Annotated in this window: 13 protein-coding genes; 1 reads left to right on the forward strand and 12 read right to left on the reverse strand. The window is 61.0% G+C overall.

Annotated features, from left to right (window positions below):
- Positions 1-56 precede the first annotated feature (56 nt).
- The 9 genes from gnd to F561_RS0100185 form a co-directional block, all read right to left on the reverse strand.
- Positions 57-1,565, reverse strand: coding sequence for a decarboxylating NADP(+)-dependent phosphogluconate dehydrogenase (gnd, locus tag F561_RS0100140; protein WP_019007904.1), 1,509 nt, complete (start codon positions 1,563-1,565; stop codon positions 57-59).
- 166 nt (positions 1,566-1,731) lie between these two features.
- Positions 1,732-3,621 carry an MDR family MFS transporter gene (locus tag F561_RS0100145; RefSeq protein ID WP_019007905.1) on the reverse strand — a complete coding sequence of 630 codons (1,890 nt, stop codon included), beginning with the start codon at positions 3,619-3,621 and terminating at the stop codon, positions 1,732-1,734.
- Entirely contained in the window at positions 3,618-4,187 is a 570-nt protein-coding gene (locus F561_RS24385) for a MarR family winged helix-turn-helix transcriptional regulator (protein ID WP_019007906.1), read from the reverse strand. The genes F561_RS0100145 and F561_RS24385 overlap by 4 nt, the downstream gene beginning before the upstream one ends.
- A 294-nt stretch (positions 4,188-4,481) precedes the next feature.
- Entirely contained in the window at positions 4,482-5,333 is an 852-nt protein-coding gene (gene lysX, locus F561_RS0100155) for a lysine biosynthesis protein LysX (protein WP_019007907.1), read from the reverse strand.
- 207 nt (positions 5,334-5,540) lie between these two features.
- Entirely contained in the window at positions 5,541-5,714 is a 174-nt protein-coding gene (gene lysW / locus F561_RS0100160; RefSeq protein WP_019007908.1) for a lysine biosynthesis protein LysW, read from the reverse strand.
- A 230-nt stretch (positions 5,715-5,944) separates the two neighbouring features.
- Positions 5,945-6,298 carry a hypothetical protein gene (locus tag F561_RS0100165; protein WP_019007909.1) on the reverse strand — a complete coding sequence of 118 codons (354 nt, stop codon included), beginning with the start codon at positions 6,296-6,298 and terminating at the stop codon, positions 5,945-5,947.
- 111 nt (positions 6,299-6,409) lie between these two features.
- Entirely contained in the window at positions 6,410-8,275 is a 1,866-nt protein-coding gene (locus F561_RS0100170) for a PD40 domain-containing protein (RefSeq protein WP_169389467.1), read from the reverse strand.
- Positions 8,276-8,432: 157 nt separating this feature from the next.
- Positions 8,433-8,936 (reverse strand): LeuD/DmdB family oxidoreductase small subunit, encoded by a 504-nt coding sequence (locus tag F561_RS0100175; protein WP_019007911.1) that lies wholly within the window; start codon positions 8,934-8,936, stop codon positions 8,433-8,435.
- 467 nt (positions 8,937-9,403) lie between these two features.
- Positions 9,404-10,687, reverse strand: a complete 1,284-nt coding sequence (locus tag F561_RS0100185; RefSeq protein ID WP_019007913.1) for a 3-isopropylmalate dehydratase large subunit — start codon at positions 10,685-10,687, stop codon at positions 9,404-9,406.
- A 250-nt stretch (positions 10,688-10,937) separates the two neighbouring features.
- Here F561_RS0100185 and F561_RS0100190 point away from each other — a divergent pair, with 250 nt between their 5' ends.
- Positions 10,938-12,362 (forward strand): esterase/lipase family protein, encoded by a 1,425-nt coding sequence (locus F561_RS0100190; RefSeq protein WP_019007914.1) that lies wholly within the window; start codon positions 10,938-10,940, stop codon positions 12,360-12,362.
- 70 nt (positions 12,363-12,432) lie between these two features.
- On the opposite strand, the gene F561_RS0100195 is transcribed toward F561_RS0100190, so the two are convergent.
- From F561_RS0100195 to F561_RS0100205, 3 genes are all read right to left on the reverse strand, one after another.
- Positions 12,433-13,971 carry a class I adenylate-forming enzyme family protein gene (locus tag F561_RS0100195; protein WP_019007915.1) on the reverse strand — a complete coding sequence of 513 codons (1,539 nt, stop codon included), beginning with the start codon at positions 13,969-13,971 and terminating at the stop codon, positions 12,433-12,435.
- Positions 13,968-14,951, reverse strand: a complete 984-nt coding sequence (locus tag F561_RS0100200) for an SDR family NAD(P)-dependent oxidoreductase (protein WP_019007916.1) — start codon at positions 14,949-14,951, stop codon at positions 13,968-13,970. The genes F561_RS0100195 and F561_RS0100200 overlap by 4 nt, the downstream gene beginning before the upstream one ends.
- Positions 14,952-15,106: 155 nt before the next feature.
- Positions 15,107-16,585, reverse strand: a complete 1,479-nt coding sequence (locus F561_RS0100205; RefSeq protein ID WP_051096786.1) for a radical SAM protein — start codon at positions 16,583-16,585, stop codon at positions 15,107-15,109.
- Positions 16,586-16,793 lie beyond the last annotated feature (208 nt).

Consider the following 16,793-nt stretch of genomic DNA (forward strand, 5'->3'; position numbering starts at 1 on the left):
CGATCCACGATCCACACTCCGTGTTTTTCCTACTCACCACTCACCACTGACGGTGTTTAGACGTTGTACGTGCTGCTCGCTGTCTCCCCGCCGCGCCCGGTCCAGTTAGTGTGATGAAATTCTCCGCGTGGGCCGTCGGTGCGCTCGTAGGTGTGCGCCCCGAAGTAGTCGCGCTGGGCCTGAAGGATGTTGGCGGGCAGGCGGGCGGTGCGGTAGCCGTCGTAGTAGGCCAGCGCACTGGCAAAAGCAGGCGTGGGAATGCCGTTGACGGCGGCGGTGGCAATCGTCTGACGCCACGCGGTCTGCACGCCCTGCACCGCGTCCTGAAAGTAGGGGGCCAGCAGCAGGTTAGGCAGGTCGCGCTGGGCGTCGTAGGCTTCCTTGATGCGGTCCAGGAACTGGGCACGGATGATGCAACCGCCGCGCCACATCAGCGCAATGGCCCCGAAATCCAGCGTCCAGCCCGCATCCTGAGCCGACAGCCGCAGCAACTGAAAGCCCTGTGCATAGGCGGCGATTTTGGAAGCGTAGAGCGCCTGGCGCACGCCCTCGACAAAGGCGGCCTGATCGGCGGGCGGCGTGATTTCCGGGCCTTTCAGGAAGTGGCTGGCGGCCATGCGCTCCTCTTTCAGGGCGCTCATGGCGCGGGCGTACACGGCTTCGGTGATGGTGGCGGCGGGGCTTCCGGCGTCCAGCGCGGCCACGCTGGTCCATTTGCCTGTGCCTTTCTGCCCGGCGGCGTCCAGAATCACGTCTACAAGGGGCTGCCCGGTCTTGTCATCGGTCTTGGTCAGAATGTCGGCGGTGATCTCGATCAGGTAGGAGTTAAGCTCGCCCCGGTTCCACTCGGCAAACACGTCGGCAATCTGGGGAGCGCTCAGGCCCGCCACGTCGCGCAGCAGGTGGTAGCTTTCGGCAATCATCTGCATGTCGGCGTACTCGATGCCGTTGTGAACCATCTTCACGAAGTGACCCGCGCCTTCCTCGCCCACCCAGTCGCAACAGGGCGTGCCGTCATCAACCCGCGCCGCGATGCCCTGAAAAATGGGCTTGACGGCTTCCCAGGCCAGAGGGTTGCCGCCCGGCATGATGCTGGGGCCGGTCAGAGCGCCTTCCTCGCCGCCCGAAACACCGGTGCCGATAAACAGTAGCCCCTCGGCGGCCAGTTCTTTGGTGCGCCGTGTGGAGTCGGCGGGGTGGCTGTTGCCGCCGTCGATGATGATGTCGCCGGGTTCGAGCAGGGGTTTGACGTGGCTGATGAACTCATCGACTGCCGCCCCCGCCTTCACCATCAGCATGACCTTGCGGGGCCGCTTGAGCAGCGCCACGAAGCCCTCCAGCGAGTCTGCGCCCACGATGGTCAGCCCTTTGGCCCGCCCACCTGTGAAGGCCGCGACCTTGCTGACCGTGCGGTTGAAGGCCGCCACCGTAAAACCTTTACTTGCCATATTCAGAATCAGGTTTTCACCCATCACCGCGAGGCCGATCACGCCGATATCGGCCACAGGAGCAGTGTTGGTCACGGATTCGGAAGCGGCGGCAGGCTCGGCAGAGGGTTGCGTCATGCTACAAGTGTACGCTGGACGCAAAGGCAGCAGCGGGGGGTTGCTCTAGGTGAGGTGTAGAAAGCAGTGGGGAAAAGGCCGTCTTGCTGGCCTCTCCCCCACTGCGTCAATTGCAGATGGTTATCTTTGTTCTACGTTCTAGCTTCCACGAACCACGCTGTAACTCTCAGACTTCCACATGTACTGGCGCGGCTTTCTCGCCCTTGGGACGCCGGGGAATCATGAGATTGGGCATCATCAGTGTGGCGAGGAAGGCCACCAGCGCCACCCCGATGGCGTAGCGGTAGATCGTGGAAATGGTGTCTGCAAAAGCCACCTTCTGTACGCGGGCGCTGGCAAGGGCGATCTTCTCGCCGTCATCGATGCCGCTCAAGGCTCCGGCCAGGGCAGCGGGGCGGGCCTGTGCGGGCACGCCGCCTGCGGGGACGTTGGCAAACTGCGCTTTGGCTTCGGCGGGCAGGCTGGCATTCGCCTGAATCGCCTTGATCGCGGCTGCGTCGCCCGTTTCGATGGCTTTGGTGACGTTGGTCCGCAGCGCGGCAAAGCTGGCCTTGATCTGCTCCGTGGTCTGCGGAACGGCGTTCCGGTTGCCGGTGCCCCCGGTGCCGCTCTTGATGGCGTTGCCAATGGTGGTCAGTTGGGCGGCCACATTCCCGGTGTTGGCCTGAGCCTGCACCGCAAATTGCGTGGACAGATTGGCGGTCAGGCCAGCGGTCAGCACTGCGCCGAAGATGGCCGTGCCGATGGTGCTGCCCATCTGCTGAAAGAACTGTCCGGCGCTGGTCGCCACGCCGATTTCCCAGGGCTTGACGGCCAACTGAACGGCGGTAGTGTAGAGAGGCAGGGCGGGGCCGAGACCGAGGCCCAGCAGCACCATGCGGAAAATAACGCTGCCATACGAGGAATCGGCGTTCAGGGTGGACAGCACGAAGAAGCCCAGCGCCGAGGTCATCAAGCCGATCAGCATCAGGAATTTGTAGCGCCCGACGCGGCTGGCAAGCTGCCCGCTGCCCACTGCGCCGAAAATCAGGCCCACGGTAAGGGGAATGGTGGCAGTTCCGGCTTTGGTAGCACTCACACCCTGCACCTGCACCAGATAAAGGCTCAGGAACAGAATGGCTCCGAGGAAGCCTGCGCCGATCATGAATCGGGCGATGGCTCCCCACGCAAAGGTGGGATTCTGGAACAGGGTCAGCGGCAGGATGGGACTGGGGTGACGGCTTTCCACAAACAGGAAGCCGATCAGGGAAGCGATGCTGAGGCCGAACATAGCCAGTAGCGTGGGGCTGGTCCAGCCGCCCGACGCGGCGTAGGTGCCGTCTGCGCCCCATGTCAGGGCCAGCAGCAACGGCACAGTAAACAGCAGGATCAGGAACGCGCCGAACCAGTCGACTTTGGCCTGCAATCCGCTGGCAAGGCGCGGCATTTTGGTGAAGATAAAGGCCAGAGCGATCAGGCCGATGGGCAGATTGACGTAAAAGACCCAGCGCCAGCTGACCTGATCGGTGAGGAATCCGCCCAACAGTGGCCCGATGACGCTGCTGAGGCCGAAGACGGCTCCGAACAAGCCCTGGTAGCGGGGACGGTCAATCGGCTCAAACAGGTCGGCAATGATGGCAAAGGCCACCGAGCCGAGAGCCGCCGCGCCCACGCCCTGCAGGCCACGGAACACCACGAGCTGCATCATGCCGCCGCCGAACAGGTTGCCGAAGAACGGCTCGCCTGCCAGTCCGCACAGTGCGCTGCCGATCAGGAAGATCACGATACCCAGCATCAGAATGGGCTTGCGCCCGTACAGGTCCGACAGCTTGCCGTAAATGGGCACCAGCGCCGTGTTGGTCAGCAGGTAGGCGGTCGTGACCCAGGAATACAGGCTAAAGCCGTTGAGCTGCTGCGCGATCTTGGGCATGGCCGTAGACACGATGGTCTGGTCAAGGGCACTCAGAAACAGGCCCAGCAAGACGCCGATCAGAATCAGGCGTTTGGTGGGTAGATCCAGCGTCTTGGCGTAATCGATACGGCCTTCGGGTGCGCCGGGTTGTGCAGGTGCGGTCATGGGTTCTCCGGGGATGAATGGGGTGAATGGACAGAACAGAAGGCCGGATCGTTCAGGTCAAGCTGATCCAGCAAGGTGCGAATGGCGCGGTCAGCGGTATGAATAGACTCGGCAGACAGGGTGGCGAAAACTGAGATGTAAGCGTCCACAAATCCGGCGTCCATACGGGTCAGCACATCGCGGCCATCGTCGGTCAGGGCCACCAGCTTTTCACGGCGGTTTTCAGGATTCTCCTGCCGTCCGGCCAGCCCGCGCTGCACCAGGCGTTCGACGAGGTGGCTGGCTGCTGGCACGCTCAGGCGGGCACGTTCCGAAAGCTGCGTGACTGTGAGCGGACTGAGCGCCCGGAGTTGGTGTAGAGCGGCCATCTGCGTAAAGCTCAGATCGCGTTCCTGCAACTCGTCTTGCATTCCAGTCATCACCCGGCTGCTGATATGGCGGTGCAACCGTTTCATGGCCTGACCCAGTTGTACGGCGGCGGCGCGGTTTTCTGCCGATATCTCCAGGGTGTCCGGATCTGAATGACCTGAGTTGGGAGCGTTAGCGAGTGGTTCGGTATCTGTCATAGTTTCAAGCTTGCAACTGTCTTATTCATAAGAAGGTATCTTGAACCCGACGGTATCGTTTCGTCAAGTGTCAGCTAGATGGCCTATTGGGGGGGTATAGAGCAAAAGCGCCGGCTCTCCGAAAGAGGAAACCGACGCTCAGCTTTCTTGAAGTGTTGTCAGGAAAATGCTCTGCTTTAGACCGACTGGAACAAGTGAATCTGGCCCCGCCTCTGGGGAAATGACTGTGCCAGAAGCCTTGATTCTGGTGCAGTTATTCTGACGAAGGCACTGATTAACCCACTCCCACCTGCTTCAGCCGATCAGACCCAGCGCGTATTCACCCATCAGGCGCGGGATGTTGACGCCCGTGGTGGACACTGAATTCTTGAATTCCATCGTGTGGTTGATCTCGATGACCAGCAGGCCGCGCTCTGGGTCTTCGACGAGATCAATAGCCACGATTTCGCCGTGTACGGCGGCGGCAGCTTGAAGCGCCAGTTCCTCTATTTCAGGTGTAACGGGACAGTTGCTGGCTTTCGCGCCGCGTGCCGTATTGGTGATCCAATGTTCACTGGTGCGGTAGATCGCGCCGATGCACTGGCCGCCCACCACGAAAGCCCGGATATCGCGCTCGGGCTTGCGGATCAGTTCCTGAATATAAAAGACCTGATGCTGCGGCCCACCCAGCACTTCCTTGTGCTCAATGATCGCTTCGGCGGCGTCGCGGTCGTTGATCCGGCTGACCATCCGGCCCCAGGAGCCGACAGTGGGCTTGATGACCACGGGGTAGCCCATCCGCTCAATCAATTGCAGGGCAGCTTCTCCATCGAAAGCTACAGCGGTGCGCGGTGTGGGCAGGCCCGCCGCAGCCAATCGCGCATTGGTCGCCAGTTTGTCGCCGCACAGTTCTATTACGTGGCTGGGGTTGACCACGCGCACGCCGAGGCCCTCCAGCGCCCGCGTGACGGCATGTCCACGAGACTGAGAAACGCAGCGTTCCAGCGCCACTTTCCAGGGCACAGCGGCGCGGCCTGCCTCATCGAACGTGACCGTGAGTTGGGGCGCATAGACCTTGTCATAGGCCACGCCAAGGCCGTCGAGCGCTTCAAACAACATTTTTTCGTCGGGGCGAATACGGTCATAGATAATGGCGAGATCGGCCATGGGAATCCTCCAACATCAGCAATATCTGGCATCACACTGGGATGCTCAGCACAGCAAAGCGGCCACGCTGCATTCGGCCAGGGATGCCCACTGGGGACCTTCCCTCCAACCTGCGCGTGACCGTTTCCAAGGACAGCGTTTGGGACCTGCATTTCAACACAGGGCGTCGGTAGCGGCCAATTCAGGGGCCACACCGACGCCCACAGTTCATTCGCCCCAGTCCTCGGCTTCCTGCGGGGCCTGCTCCAGCCGGGGAGGATCGACCGAGACCACTTCGTACTCCACGCCCGTTTCATCGTCTATCACGAGTTCACCCAGTTCTGGGTTGGTCAGTTCTATGATCGCGCCCGTTTCCGGGTTTTCAAATTGAATGGTAGCCATGTCTATCTCCTTACGGATGCTAGGTTAGCGCAGCCTAAGCTTTTCAAACGATGTTGCCTAGACCACTTGAGAAGATCCAGTTCGTCTCCGAATGAACTGGGCAAAGCCCCTCGCAGAGCGGCGAACTGGTCACAGCGGCGGAGCAGAGCGCAGGACCGAAGAAAATACGCCTTGTTAAGAAGGCACCTTCACTGTGCCGTACGGGATCAGGTGGCTGAATGAACGACGTTCTAGACCGCTGAAGTATCTTCCGGCTCGTCGCTCTCGAACGCCAGTTCGATGCGGGCGCGGCAGTGCGGGCAGTCCACGATGCTCACCACCTCACCGTCTACACCCTCCACCACGGGCGCGGCAGCCAGCATGTCCTCTGTCACGTCAAATTCCTCGCCGCAATTTGGGCAGGTGGTCAGCACACCCAACAGTTCCAGTTCAAAATCTTCACCTTCACCGTTGCGCGTCACTTCCATCTCTGCGTTGCACGAATCGCACACGATCACGTCGCCCACCTCCAACTGGGCGCGGTCTTGATCGTCAAGTTCCAGAATTTCTTCGCATACGGGGCATTCCACTTCCAATGTTGCCATGATAAGGCTCAGTGTAAAGCAGGAACCACAGCGCACCGGAAAGAGGACCGGGGCACGTCTGCCTTGACGCCTGGCCCGGTGGTTACTCTGTTGCGCCTGCTCAGCGCAAACTCAGCGCAGATCGAGGACATTGACGCTGCCCTCACGCCCGTACACGCCCGCACCGATCAGCAGTTGTTTGCCACTGGCCGACCAGGCCAACACTGGCGTCCCCAGCGATAGACGCGGCCCCCGCGCCACGACGTTGCCTGTGGCGATGTCGATCAGCAACACGCCCTGAGGGGCACTGGAGAGGCTCACGGCCAGCGTTTTTCCATCTGGACTCAGCGCAACGGCCTCGATATAGCCGGGGACAGGCACCGTTTTGAAGGCTTTGGTACTGCCGGGCTTGATCAGGGCAATCCGGTCTTCGGTGTCATTGGTGAGCGTAACGATCAATGTGCCGCCTGCACTCATGGCGAGCCTGAGGGGTTCGTCGCCTTTGGCGACTGTATAGGCCGTCGTTTGCCTGCCTGTCGAGAGGTCGTAGCGCACCACGTCACCCGTATGGGGAATCAGGATCAGAGCCTTGCCGTCCGGCGTCGGAATGGCCTCGTGAACGTCTTCCATCTTCAACTGCTCGGCACTCAACGCCTTGGTGATCTTGCCAGTTGCCAGGCTGATGACCGACAGGCCCGGATAACTGGTCGAAACTGCAAACGTGCCTGCTGCATTCAGTTCCAGTGCCCTGCCGCCCCGGTCTTTGGGCAGGTCGGCCAACTTGGTGTATCGCCCATTGTTGATGATTCCCACACTGCTGGAGGTACTGCCCCACAGATTGCCGCCTGCCATTTTCAGCAGGCGCAACTCTCCGGGCAGATTGGGCACGGCTCTGGCTCCGGCGGCGCTCAGTTGTCTGGCCTCACTGACCCCGGCCAACACCTGTCCAGTGGGCAGAAATCCGCCGATCGTCACGTTGCTGGAAAAGGGCGTCAGGCTGGCCCTGACCGCAAAACTCTTGGCGTCCAGCAACTGCACTTTCTCCGACTCACCGTAGCTGACCAGCAGATTCTGGCCGCCCGCCCTGACCTGACCTTCAATATCTACCGGTATTTCTTCGCCCACAGCCTCGCCAGTGGTCAGGCTGTAGCTCTGCGCCACTCCACTGTCCATATAGAGCACGGTTTCATTGTCCGGGAGGGTGATTACCCCGTACTTCTCCACGTCTTCGGGCAGTTCGACCGGCTCCGCGCCTTCTGTCAGCACAAAAGAAACATCGGTCAGCACCACTGCCGTTTTGCCGTCCGGACTGAACTCCACCTGCCTCACGCTCTCGGATTCATCCAGTTCACGCTCCACGAGGGGCTTGGAAGGCGCGGCAGTGGTCACGAGTTGCGCCGACGCCTCCCAGATCAGGACTGCCCGCGTGCCGTTGGCCGAGACGTGCAGTTCTGCGGGTGCCTGCTCCTCATCCAGAATCAGGCGCTGGCGACCCGTTTGAATATTCAGTGCCTTCAGTGTTTTCCCCAGAATCAGCACCTCGCCCGTGGCTGTAAAACCCAGATCCTGTCCCCCTTCCAACGACTTGCGCTGCATCTCGCGTCCGTCGGAAGCCCTCCAGATGACCACCTCTGCACGGGTGCGGGCCGCCACAAATTGACCATCCGGACTCACGGCCACGTCGGTCACAGGGCGGTCGAAGGCCAGCCATTGCCGCTGCACTTTGGCCTGTGTATCCAGGATCATGACGGCGCTATCGGCAGCTACCACAGCACGGGCACCGTCTGGAAACCACGCTGCGTCTCTGACTGAGGCCCCAGTCACTGTGTAGGCCGCGCTCGGCACCAGAGTAACGGCTGCTGCCTGACCTGCCAGTCCCAACAACAGGGCGGCCCCAAGTGCAGCGAGATGCCCCTGAGCACGGCCAAAAACTCCAGGGCGACCCTTTCTCTCAGGCTGAGAATCGAATGCCGAAAGCTGGGAGGAAGCTGGATTCATCTGTAAAACTATAAGGAACCACCCGGCGTGACTGAACCTCAAGTCAGCACCACATAGATCATGAAGTCTTAATTTTCGGCTCATAAAAATGAGCTATGCGCGGGCAGAGAGGCTATACCAAAACGTTCGGGTCAGCTATCCCGTGATCTGCATACCTTTACTCCCCCGGATTGCGTTCCCCCGGAAAGCGTCCATGCTTCTTGAAAAAGGCCAAAATGCTCCCTTCTGCCAAGGCTTCGCGCAGGAATTCGGGGGCGGGCGGCAACTGGAATACGTCTGAGCCGCGTGTCAGGCGACCCGTAGCAATGTCCAGCGACACTTCGTCGCCGTCGTTCAGGCTGCCCGTCAGGTCGGCTTCAAAGGCGGGGATGCCCAGATTCAACAGGTTGCGGTAATGAATACGGGCAAAACTGGGGGCGATAATGCCGCCCACCTGCAACTTTTTCAGGGCGGCGGGGGCATATTCGCGGCTGCTGCCGAGGCCCCAGTTTTTGCCCCCGATCAGGAGATCACCGGGCCGAACTTCTGCGGCAAATTCAGGCCGAATATAATGAAAGGCGAAGGTTTGAAAGACATCCTCGCCTGCCATAAAGGGAGCGAATTTACCGGGCAAGATGTCATCTGTATTGACGCTGTCACCAAATTTCCAGATTCTGGGCATAAGTATCCTTACTGTGTTTGAGCAAAGCTCTGAAGAATGAAAACGGGCCTTATCTGTTCAGGCGGTAGTTCCAGCAAGTATGGAGAACCACATCAACCGCCCGCGTAAATCCGTGAGGCGCTTGGACACGGAACCAAATCAAGCCAGAGCCAATTTCGTCCCGCTTGACAGCCACGACGAGTTTGCCCACAGGCAGTTCATACCAATGGTCTTCTTCTGTGCCGATCAGGCCACCCTCGAAGGCGGATTGAACCCCAGCATCTAAGTACGCTGCACTTAACATTGCGCGTTTCCAGAACAGCACTGGAACCGCTCCATTCCCAGTGCAACGTACTTTCTTCGATACTCGCTCCGCTCGGTTAATCTAAAGATTAACGACGATGTACTTAGCTCAACTTCGCCAACTTCAGCCAGCAATTGAAGACATGGAATGAAGTTGCTGTCAGCTATAAAGGCAGTTTGATTCTTCAAACGCCCGCCACGGCCAACACATCTTCCGGCAAGGCGATTCGGCCCATGACTGCTGTAGCTGCGGCCACCGCCGGACTTGCCAGATACACCCTGGCATCCTTGTCGCCCATGCGCCCGATAAAGTTGCGGTTGCTGGTAGACACACAGACCTCACCAGGAGCCAACACGCCCTGATGGCGGCCCATGCAGGGGCCACAGCCGGGGGTGCCCAGCGCCGCGCCCGCCCGTTGCAGGGTCAGCAGTGTGCCGTCTTCCATCGCCTGTTCCATGACCTGACTGCTGGCCGGAATGATCAGCAGGCGGGTGCCGGGGGCGACCCTGCGGCCCTTCAGGACGGCGGCAGCCTCGCGCAGATCCTCGATGCGGCCATTGGTGCAGGTGCCGATAAACACCTGATCCACATGCATTCCGCGCAGTTCGGCACTCAGGGCGGCCACGTCGTGTACGTTGTCTACCTCGTTGGGGGCACTCATGCGGGGGCGCAGGGCATCGAGATCCAGCACCACCTCACGCACGTAGTTGGCTCCGGGTTGCGGGTAGACCCATTCGGGGATGTCGTAGCCGTAATCGGTGAGGATTTCGCCCCCCGGCACGACCAGACCAGCTTTTGCGCCCGCCTCGACACACAGGTTTGCCAGCGTCATGCGTTCGCCGCGTGTAAACCGGTCTCCGGCGTGCATTTCTACACTCTGGTAGGTGGCTCCATCTGCGCCCAGCACGCGAATCATCTCCAGCGCGGCGTCCTTGGCACTCACGCCGGGTTGAAGTTGGCCCGTAAAGGTGACTTTGACGCTTTCGGGTACACGCAGCCACGTTTTTCCACTCGCGGCGGCCAGCGCAATGTCGGTTGCGCCCATGCCCGTGCCGAAAGCCGCCACCGCGCCGTAAGTCGTGGAGTGGCTATCAGACCCCAGCACGATCCAGCCGGGGCGGGCCAAACCTTCCTCCATCAGCACCTGATGGCAGATGCCGCGCCCCACATCAAAGAGCTGCACGCCCGTGGCGGCGGCGTATTCGCGGGCTTCTTTCTGGGCCTGCGCCACGCTGACCGTGGAAGCCGGGGCCACATGGTCAATGACGATAGAGACGCGCTCAGGGTATTTGGGCACGGCGGCCAGGTCGCGTTCCATGCGCTCGATAAAGCTCTGGGCGATAGAATCCACGACCATCACCTGATCCACCTCAACGACGGCCAGATCTCCGGCGTACACGGTTTTGCCGCCGCGCATCGACAGGATGCGTTCAGCCATCGTCTGGGGCTGTAGGGCAGGCAGGGTCATGACTGAATCTCAGAAGAAAATGGGAGCTGCAGAGGCATGGGCGCATTTTCGCGCAAATGGCAGCGGGCGGCGTGAGCTTGACTGGAATTGAGCCGAAGCGGTTGGCGTTTGAAAGGCTTATGTTCAAAATATTGTACTCGGTTCAAGCATTCTTCTCATAAAGTGTGAAAAACTTTACTTAGTTCAACAAACTAACTTGCTACTTCGAGAGAAGGAGCGCAACCGAGTCTGCCTGACTCAGGGGTTCACTATGAAAAAATTTCATGTCAAGCTCGCTCTCTTCCCTTTTTTGAGCACTGCCCTGCTGCTCTCTGCTTGCGGTCAGCCTCCAGTCCAGGAAACCGGACAATATGGCGGGCTGGACAGGACAGACGCTCTGGCACAGGCCACCACCACCACGCTGGAGCAGCGGCAGGCCTGGTTAAATAGCCAGCAAAACAAGCCTGCCAAGCCGGGTATTTTGCCGCCCGTCACAGACCTGAGGACCACCCAACCTGATGGGGGCAGGCTCCATTCTCAGGCTCTCAACAAGAGCATTCCTATCGTGCTGGTCCACGGGCTGGCTGGATTTGGCCGGGATGAATTGCTGGGCCTGCACTACTGGGGCGGCGTCAAAGACATTCAGGAGGATTTACGCGCACAGGGCTATCAGGTCTTTACCGCTTCCGTCGGCCCCATCAGCAGCAACTGGGACCGGGCCGCCGAGTTGTATGCCCAGATCAAAGGCGGCTGCGTCGATTACGGAGCAGCCCACAGCGCCGAACATGGACATGCCCGCACAGCGGCCAACAAATGCTATCCGGGCTTCTATCCAGAATGGAGCGCCCAAAAACCCATCAATTTGATTGGACACAGCATGGGCGGTCCAACCTCTCGCCTGCTGATCAAACTGCTAGACGATGGCAGTCCGGCCAACAGTCAGAACGGCAATCTGTATACCGGTGGCCGCAGCGGGTGGGTCAAGGGAGTCATGTCCATCAGTTCCCCCAACTCGGGCAGCCCCGCCGCCGACAACTTACAGGTCATGATTCCTATGTTCAAAAACATGATCCTCGCCTTGGCATCCGGTGTCGGCACCCTCGGAGACAACTTCATTTACAACTTCGATCTGGAACAATGGGGCCTCAAGCGCTTGCCCACAAAGAGTTTCCAGTCTTATCAGAATCGGGTCTTCAATTCGCCCGTCTGGGCCAGCCGTGATCAGGCCGCTTATGACCTGTCTCCTGATGGCTCGGCTCGGCTCAATTCTTTGATAGGACGCAGCAAGCGCACCATCTACAGCAGTTGGCAAACCAGCGCTTCTTACGCCGGACTGCTGACCGGTTGGCATTACCCCATCCCAAGCATGAATCCGGTCATGATCGCTACGGCCTATCCGTTTCCGCGCCCCCTGACCCCCGGACTCGGCAACGTCTTCGGCACAAGCCCAGAAGGCCTCGTCACCTACAACTCCAGTTGGTGGGAAAATGACGGTCTCACTCCGACGCGGATGATGGACGCGCCCCTAGGCGAAACCAGCACCCAGTACACCGGACAGACCATGACGCCGGGGCAGTGGTACAGACTGGGCAAACTCAGCGGTTACGACCACCTCGACATCACGGGTCTTCTTACCACTCAGGATGTCACGGCGTTCTACCGAAACCAGGCGGCATTTCTGAGCAGCTTGCCCTGATCCGGCGTTTTCTCTTGGTGATCTCCTCTCCCGTCGTGACAGAGGGGATCACCACTAGGGGTGGCACTCTTTAGCCCTGTATCGCCCGCTCTGCTCCATCAGCCAGAAGTTTCCTGCTCTCAGCGCCTGAGACGGGCTGTTGCAGCCGCCCGCGCATCAGCTTGCCCACCGCGTTTCTGGGCAGGGCCGCCAGCAACGTGATGCGCCTGGGCCGCAGCGTGCGCGGCAGCAACCGGGCCAGATCGCGCTGGAGGTCGGCGGGGGCCGCTTCCGGCTTCAGCACGATAAAGGCGTGCAGCCCTTGGCCGTATTCCGCGTCTGGGACGCCCACCACCGCGCATTCGGAGATGTAGGGCAGCCGCGCTATCCGGGCTTCGATCTGCTCTGGAGACACATTTTCACCCCCGCAGATCAGCAGATCATCGGTGCGGCCCGCCAAAAACAGCAACCCAGCCGCGCCCAGCGTGCCCAGATCGCCCGTGCCGAACCATTCCCGCGCGGGCGTGAGGCCAGAGCGCACCCGCACCTCTCCCGCCCTGATCTGTACCGCCACCCCCGGCAGCACGCGCCCCACCGTGCCCGGAGCCGCCAGCAGGTGCAGAGGCGTCGCCAGCGAAATCAAGCCCGCTTCGCTGGAGCCGTAGAGGTTGTACAGCACAGGGCCAAAGGTCTTCAGGGCCTGGTCGGCCAATGCCTCCGGCAGAGGTGCAGAGCCGCAGATGATGGCTTGCAGCGCAGGTAGGGCAACTCCTTCTGGCCCCTTCAGGAGGCGGTGGAGAATCGTGGGAACCAGCACCAACACTTCTATGTTGTGCTGTGCCAAACAGCGCCAGTACGCTTCAGGTGTACCACGTGCTGACACATGCAGCGGCGCACCAAGTAGCAAACTGACACAGAGGGTCGCCAGCCCGTGCCCGTGAAACAGTGGCAGGGTCAGCAACGTGGGCGCACCGGCCCGCAACGGCAATTGCCCCAAAAGCGCGGTCAGGGTGGGCAGCAACGCCGCTGGATTGGCCCTGCGCTGCACTGTTTTGGGCGTACCCGTGCTGCCGGAAGTCAGGATGGAAAGGCTACCTCTGCTGGAGTGACGCCGGATTGAAACCTGTTTCGCTGAGCCAGCCAGAGACGAAACGGGCCACAGAATCACACTGTTCAGGCTCAGGCCCTCGGCCAAAGCATCGTCGGATATGACCAATTCCAGCCGCTCGGAGGTGCAGACGGCAGCCACTTCCTCCGGGCCAAAGGTGGTATTCAGCAGCACCACATCCAGCCCGAGGCGGCCACAGGCCAGCAGGGTCGCCACAAAAGTCAGGTGGTTGCGGCACAGCAGCCCCACCCGTTGCACCCGTTTGGGTGGGCTTGCCAGATGCGCGGCGATGGCGTCGGCCCGCGCCACCAGTTGGCGGTAGGTGGTCGGGCCATCATCGTCTATCAGGGCCAGCGCCCCCGGTTGCCGCCGCGCCGCCCACACCGCCAGCGTGTACAGCGAGGGGGGGCCAGCCTGGGCCAGTGCCGCACCCAACTGGGCCAGCGCCCACACCGGACGGGTGCCCAACAATCCGGTGCCGGAAAGGGCCGAGACTGCCGCCCGCATATCGCCCAGAATCATGCTTTTTGCCGCCCTGACAGCCTGACCTCCAGCGTTTCCAGCCCGCTGAGGAGGCGGCCCAGTGGCCCCGGCAGCAGCAGGGCGGCCAGTTCCAGCAGCCTCATCCACCACGGCGCAACCCGCTGGGCAGTGGGGTGAACCAGCGCGTAAGCCACGGCTTCGGCAGCCTCTAGCGGGGTGAGGGCGGGGGCAAATCGGTAGGCGGGCGTGGGGGCGATCATGCGGGTGCGAACCAGCGGCAGATACACGCTGCACACGCGCACGCCCTGTCCCCGCAGACGAACTGGCTCTGATTCCCGAACATCCGTAAAGGCACCGGATGTTCGTCCATCGCCGCCAGTTCGTCCTTGTTGCTGCTCGCTCTGCTCGAATGATTCTGGCGAATCATCGCAATTTGCTCTCAACTCTGCACCCAGACTTCTGACCCACAGGTCGAAACCCGCCTTGCTGCCCTGATAGGCCCCCCAACGCGGCAACGGCGGCGGCCCAGCCGATACGCTGGACACGTTGACGATCTGCCCGCCGCCCTGCGCCACCATACGCGGCAGCAGAGCCAGCAGCAGCGCCGCAGGGCCGGAAAAATTAACGGCCAGCAGGCGTTCCAAGTCTTGCTTCTGGCCCGATTGCAGCACCCGCCGCCGAATAGAGCGCCCCGCATTGCTGATGATCACGTCAATTCGCGGGTGCGCCGCCTGAACCTGCGCCACCACCGGGGCAAGGTCAGCGGGCCTGGAGAGGTCGAGCGGATAGGCCCTGGCCTGCCCACCCGCAGCGCAGATGGCGCTCGCCAGTTCTGCCAATTTGTCGCCGCTGCGGGCCAGCAACAGCACTTCGGCCCCCGCCCTCGCCAGCAGCCACGCCGCCGCTTCTCCGATGCCGAACGACGCCCCCGTGATCAGAATGGTTTTGCCCGCTACTGCCCGCCGAAGCGCCGAGGAGTCCCGGCAACTGGGCGGCGAAAGCAGAAGCTGACGCAGCAAAGATGAAGGCGAGGGCAACAGGGGCACAGCTCATCTTTAGCACAAATGTGAGATGAACCACCTAATATCTGCCCACCAGACGACAAAGACCACGCCCGCCTTCATCCCAGATAAGGGACGAGGACGGGCGCAGAATTCAGAGATCAGTTTGAGGTTTAAACAGCCAAGCCCTGCGCGTGGGCGCTGACTTCTCCGGGGGCATACTGACCGGGCGGCAGGTCGATGGCGGCGGAGTTGGCTTCAAATTCGTCGCTCCAGCCCACCTCTTCCAGCGCCTTTTTCCATGCGCCGATGCTCTCGTTGCGGTAGATGGAATAGGCCGCCATGCCCACCTCGGGGCCGCCGCGTGCCACGACGCTTTCCACCCAGGCCCACTTGGCCGAGACGTTGCGGAGTTCTGCGGTGGTGCGGAGTTCTTTCTGAATGCGTTTCATGCGCTTTTCGATGACCTGCACGCCTGCGAAGGCGTCGGCAAAGTGCGGCGTATGGCGCTTGGGCACAAACGGGCTGATGCCCAGCGCGATGCGGTTAATTTTGGCGAGGTCTTTGGTAAACGCGATCAGTTCCGAAATATCGTCGTCGTTTTCGGGGCCGAGACCGATCATCATGTACACCTTGACGCCCTTGAAACCCAGATCGCGGCTGATCTGCGCGGTTTTGGTGAGGTCTTCGGTGGTGATGCCTTTCTTCAGCCAGCGGCGCAGACGCTCGGACGGCGCATCGGAAGCCACCGTGAAGGTTCGCAGGCCGCCCGCCTTCAGAATTTCGGCCAGTTCCGCGTCCACGGTATCGGCGCGGATGGACGACACGCCCAGTTTGATGCCCCGGTCAGTCAGGGTGCGGCCCACATATTTGGTATGCGGAAAGTCGCTGAGGGCCGCGCCCACCAGACCCACTTTCTGTACCCAATCGGGAATCACGTCCAGCAGTTCCTGCGCCTGATTGTTGCGGTTGGGGCCGTACATGGTGCGGGCAAGGCAGAAGGTGCAGGGGCGGGGGCAGCCGCGCTGGGCTTCCACGAGGAACATATTGCTCAGTTCGCTGTGCGGCGTCACGATCTGGCTGTAGGCGGGCAGAAGCTCTTTGGGCGCGGTGGCCCACTTGGGTTCGTGCGTGTGGCGGGCGGGCAGGAACACTCCCGGCATGCCGTCCACAAGATCATAAAAGTCCTCGCGGGAGGTGGCTTCACGCAGCGCCTCGGAAACCACGGGCACGATCTGTTCGCCGTCACCAATGATGATCACGTCAGCAAAAGGGGTCAGCGGGTAGGGGTTGGAACTGGTCAGCGGGCCGCCCACCATGACCACAGGGTCGGAGTCGTCGCGCTTCTCACGTAGGGGGTGCATTCCGGCAATATCGAGGAGCCGGATGATGTTGGTCAGGTCAAGCTCGAAGCTGACGCTGATGGCAAACAGTTCGCAGTTGCCCGCCGCACGCCCCGTTTCGATGGTCGGAAGCGGTTGGCCGCCCTTCTCGAAGGCTTCCACATCGTCGGGCAAAAAGGCACGTTCGCAGGCCACGCCTTCTTCCTGATTGAACATGCGGTAGATGACCTGATAGCCCAGAGACGCCATGCCCACGCTGTAGCGGTTGGGGAAGGCCAGGGTGACCCGGATAGGCGCGTGTTTGAACATGGTACCGGTTTCTGCGTCCAGCAAGGGCTTGATGGCCGTGCGCCAGTAATCGGAACCATAGGAAATAGTGTTGCCTGAATTGCTGCTGACTGAACTCAAAAGTCCTCCGGGAGTACGCGCCGGGGACTTATTGCACCCAAGGCTGGAGCGCCTCTGGAGCAATGGGGCGGCAGCGCGTCACAATCTGGTATTCTACCCGGTTTTGTTG

Source organism: Deinococcus aquatilis DSM 23025, assembly GCF_000378445.1.
GTDB lineage: Bacteria > Deinococcota > Deinococci > Deinococcales > Deinococcaceae > Deinococcus > Deinococcus aquatilis.

Coding starts and splice junctions, on each gene's coding strand:
- gnd (WP_019007904.1), bottom strand. CDS start 1,565: ATGACGCAACCCTCTGCCGAGCCTGCCGCCGCTTCCGAATCCGTGACC.
- F561_RS0100145 (WP_019007905.1), bottom strand. CDS start 3,621: ATGACCGCACCTGCACAACCCGGCGCACCCGAAGGCCGTATCGATTAC.
- F561_RS24385 (WP_019007906.1), bottom strand. CDS start 4,187: ATGACAGATACCGAACCACTCGCTAACGCTCCCAACTCAGGTCATTCA.
- lysX (WP_019007907.1), bottom strand. CDS start 5,333: ATGGCCGATCTCGCCATTATCTATGACCGTATTCGCCCCGACGAAAAA.
- lysW (WP_019007908.1), bottom strand. CDS start 5,714: ATGGCTACCATTCAATTTGAAAACCCGGAAACGGGCGCGATCATAGAA.
- F561_RS0100165 (WP_019007909.1), bottom strand. CDS start 6,298: ATGGCAACATTGGAAGTGGAATGCCCCGTATGCGAAGAAATTCTGGAA.
- F561_RS0100170 (WP_169389467.1), bottom strand. CDS start 8,275: ATGAATCCAGCTTCCTCCCAGCTTTCGGCATTCGATTCTCAGCCTGAG.
- F561_RS0100175 (WP_019007911.1), bottom strand. CDS start 8,936: ATGCCCAGAATCTGGAAATTTGGTGACAGCGTCAATACAGATGACATC.
- F561_RS0100185 (WP_019007913.1), bottom strand. CDS start 10,687: ATGACCCTGCCTGCCCTACAGCCCCAGACGATGGCTGAACGCATCCTG.
- F561_RS0100190 (WP_019007914.1), top strand. CDS start 10,938: ATGAAAAAATTTCATGTCAAGCTCGCTCTCTTCCCTTTTTTGAGCACT.
- F561_RS0100195 (WP_019007915.1), bottom strand. CDS start 13,971: ATGATTCTGGGCGATATGCGGGCGGCAGTCTCGGCCCTTTCCGGCACC.
- F561_RS0100205 (WP_051096786.1), bottom strand. CDS start 16,585: ATGTTCAAACACGCGCCTATCCGGGTCACCCTGGCCTTCCCCAACCGC.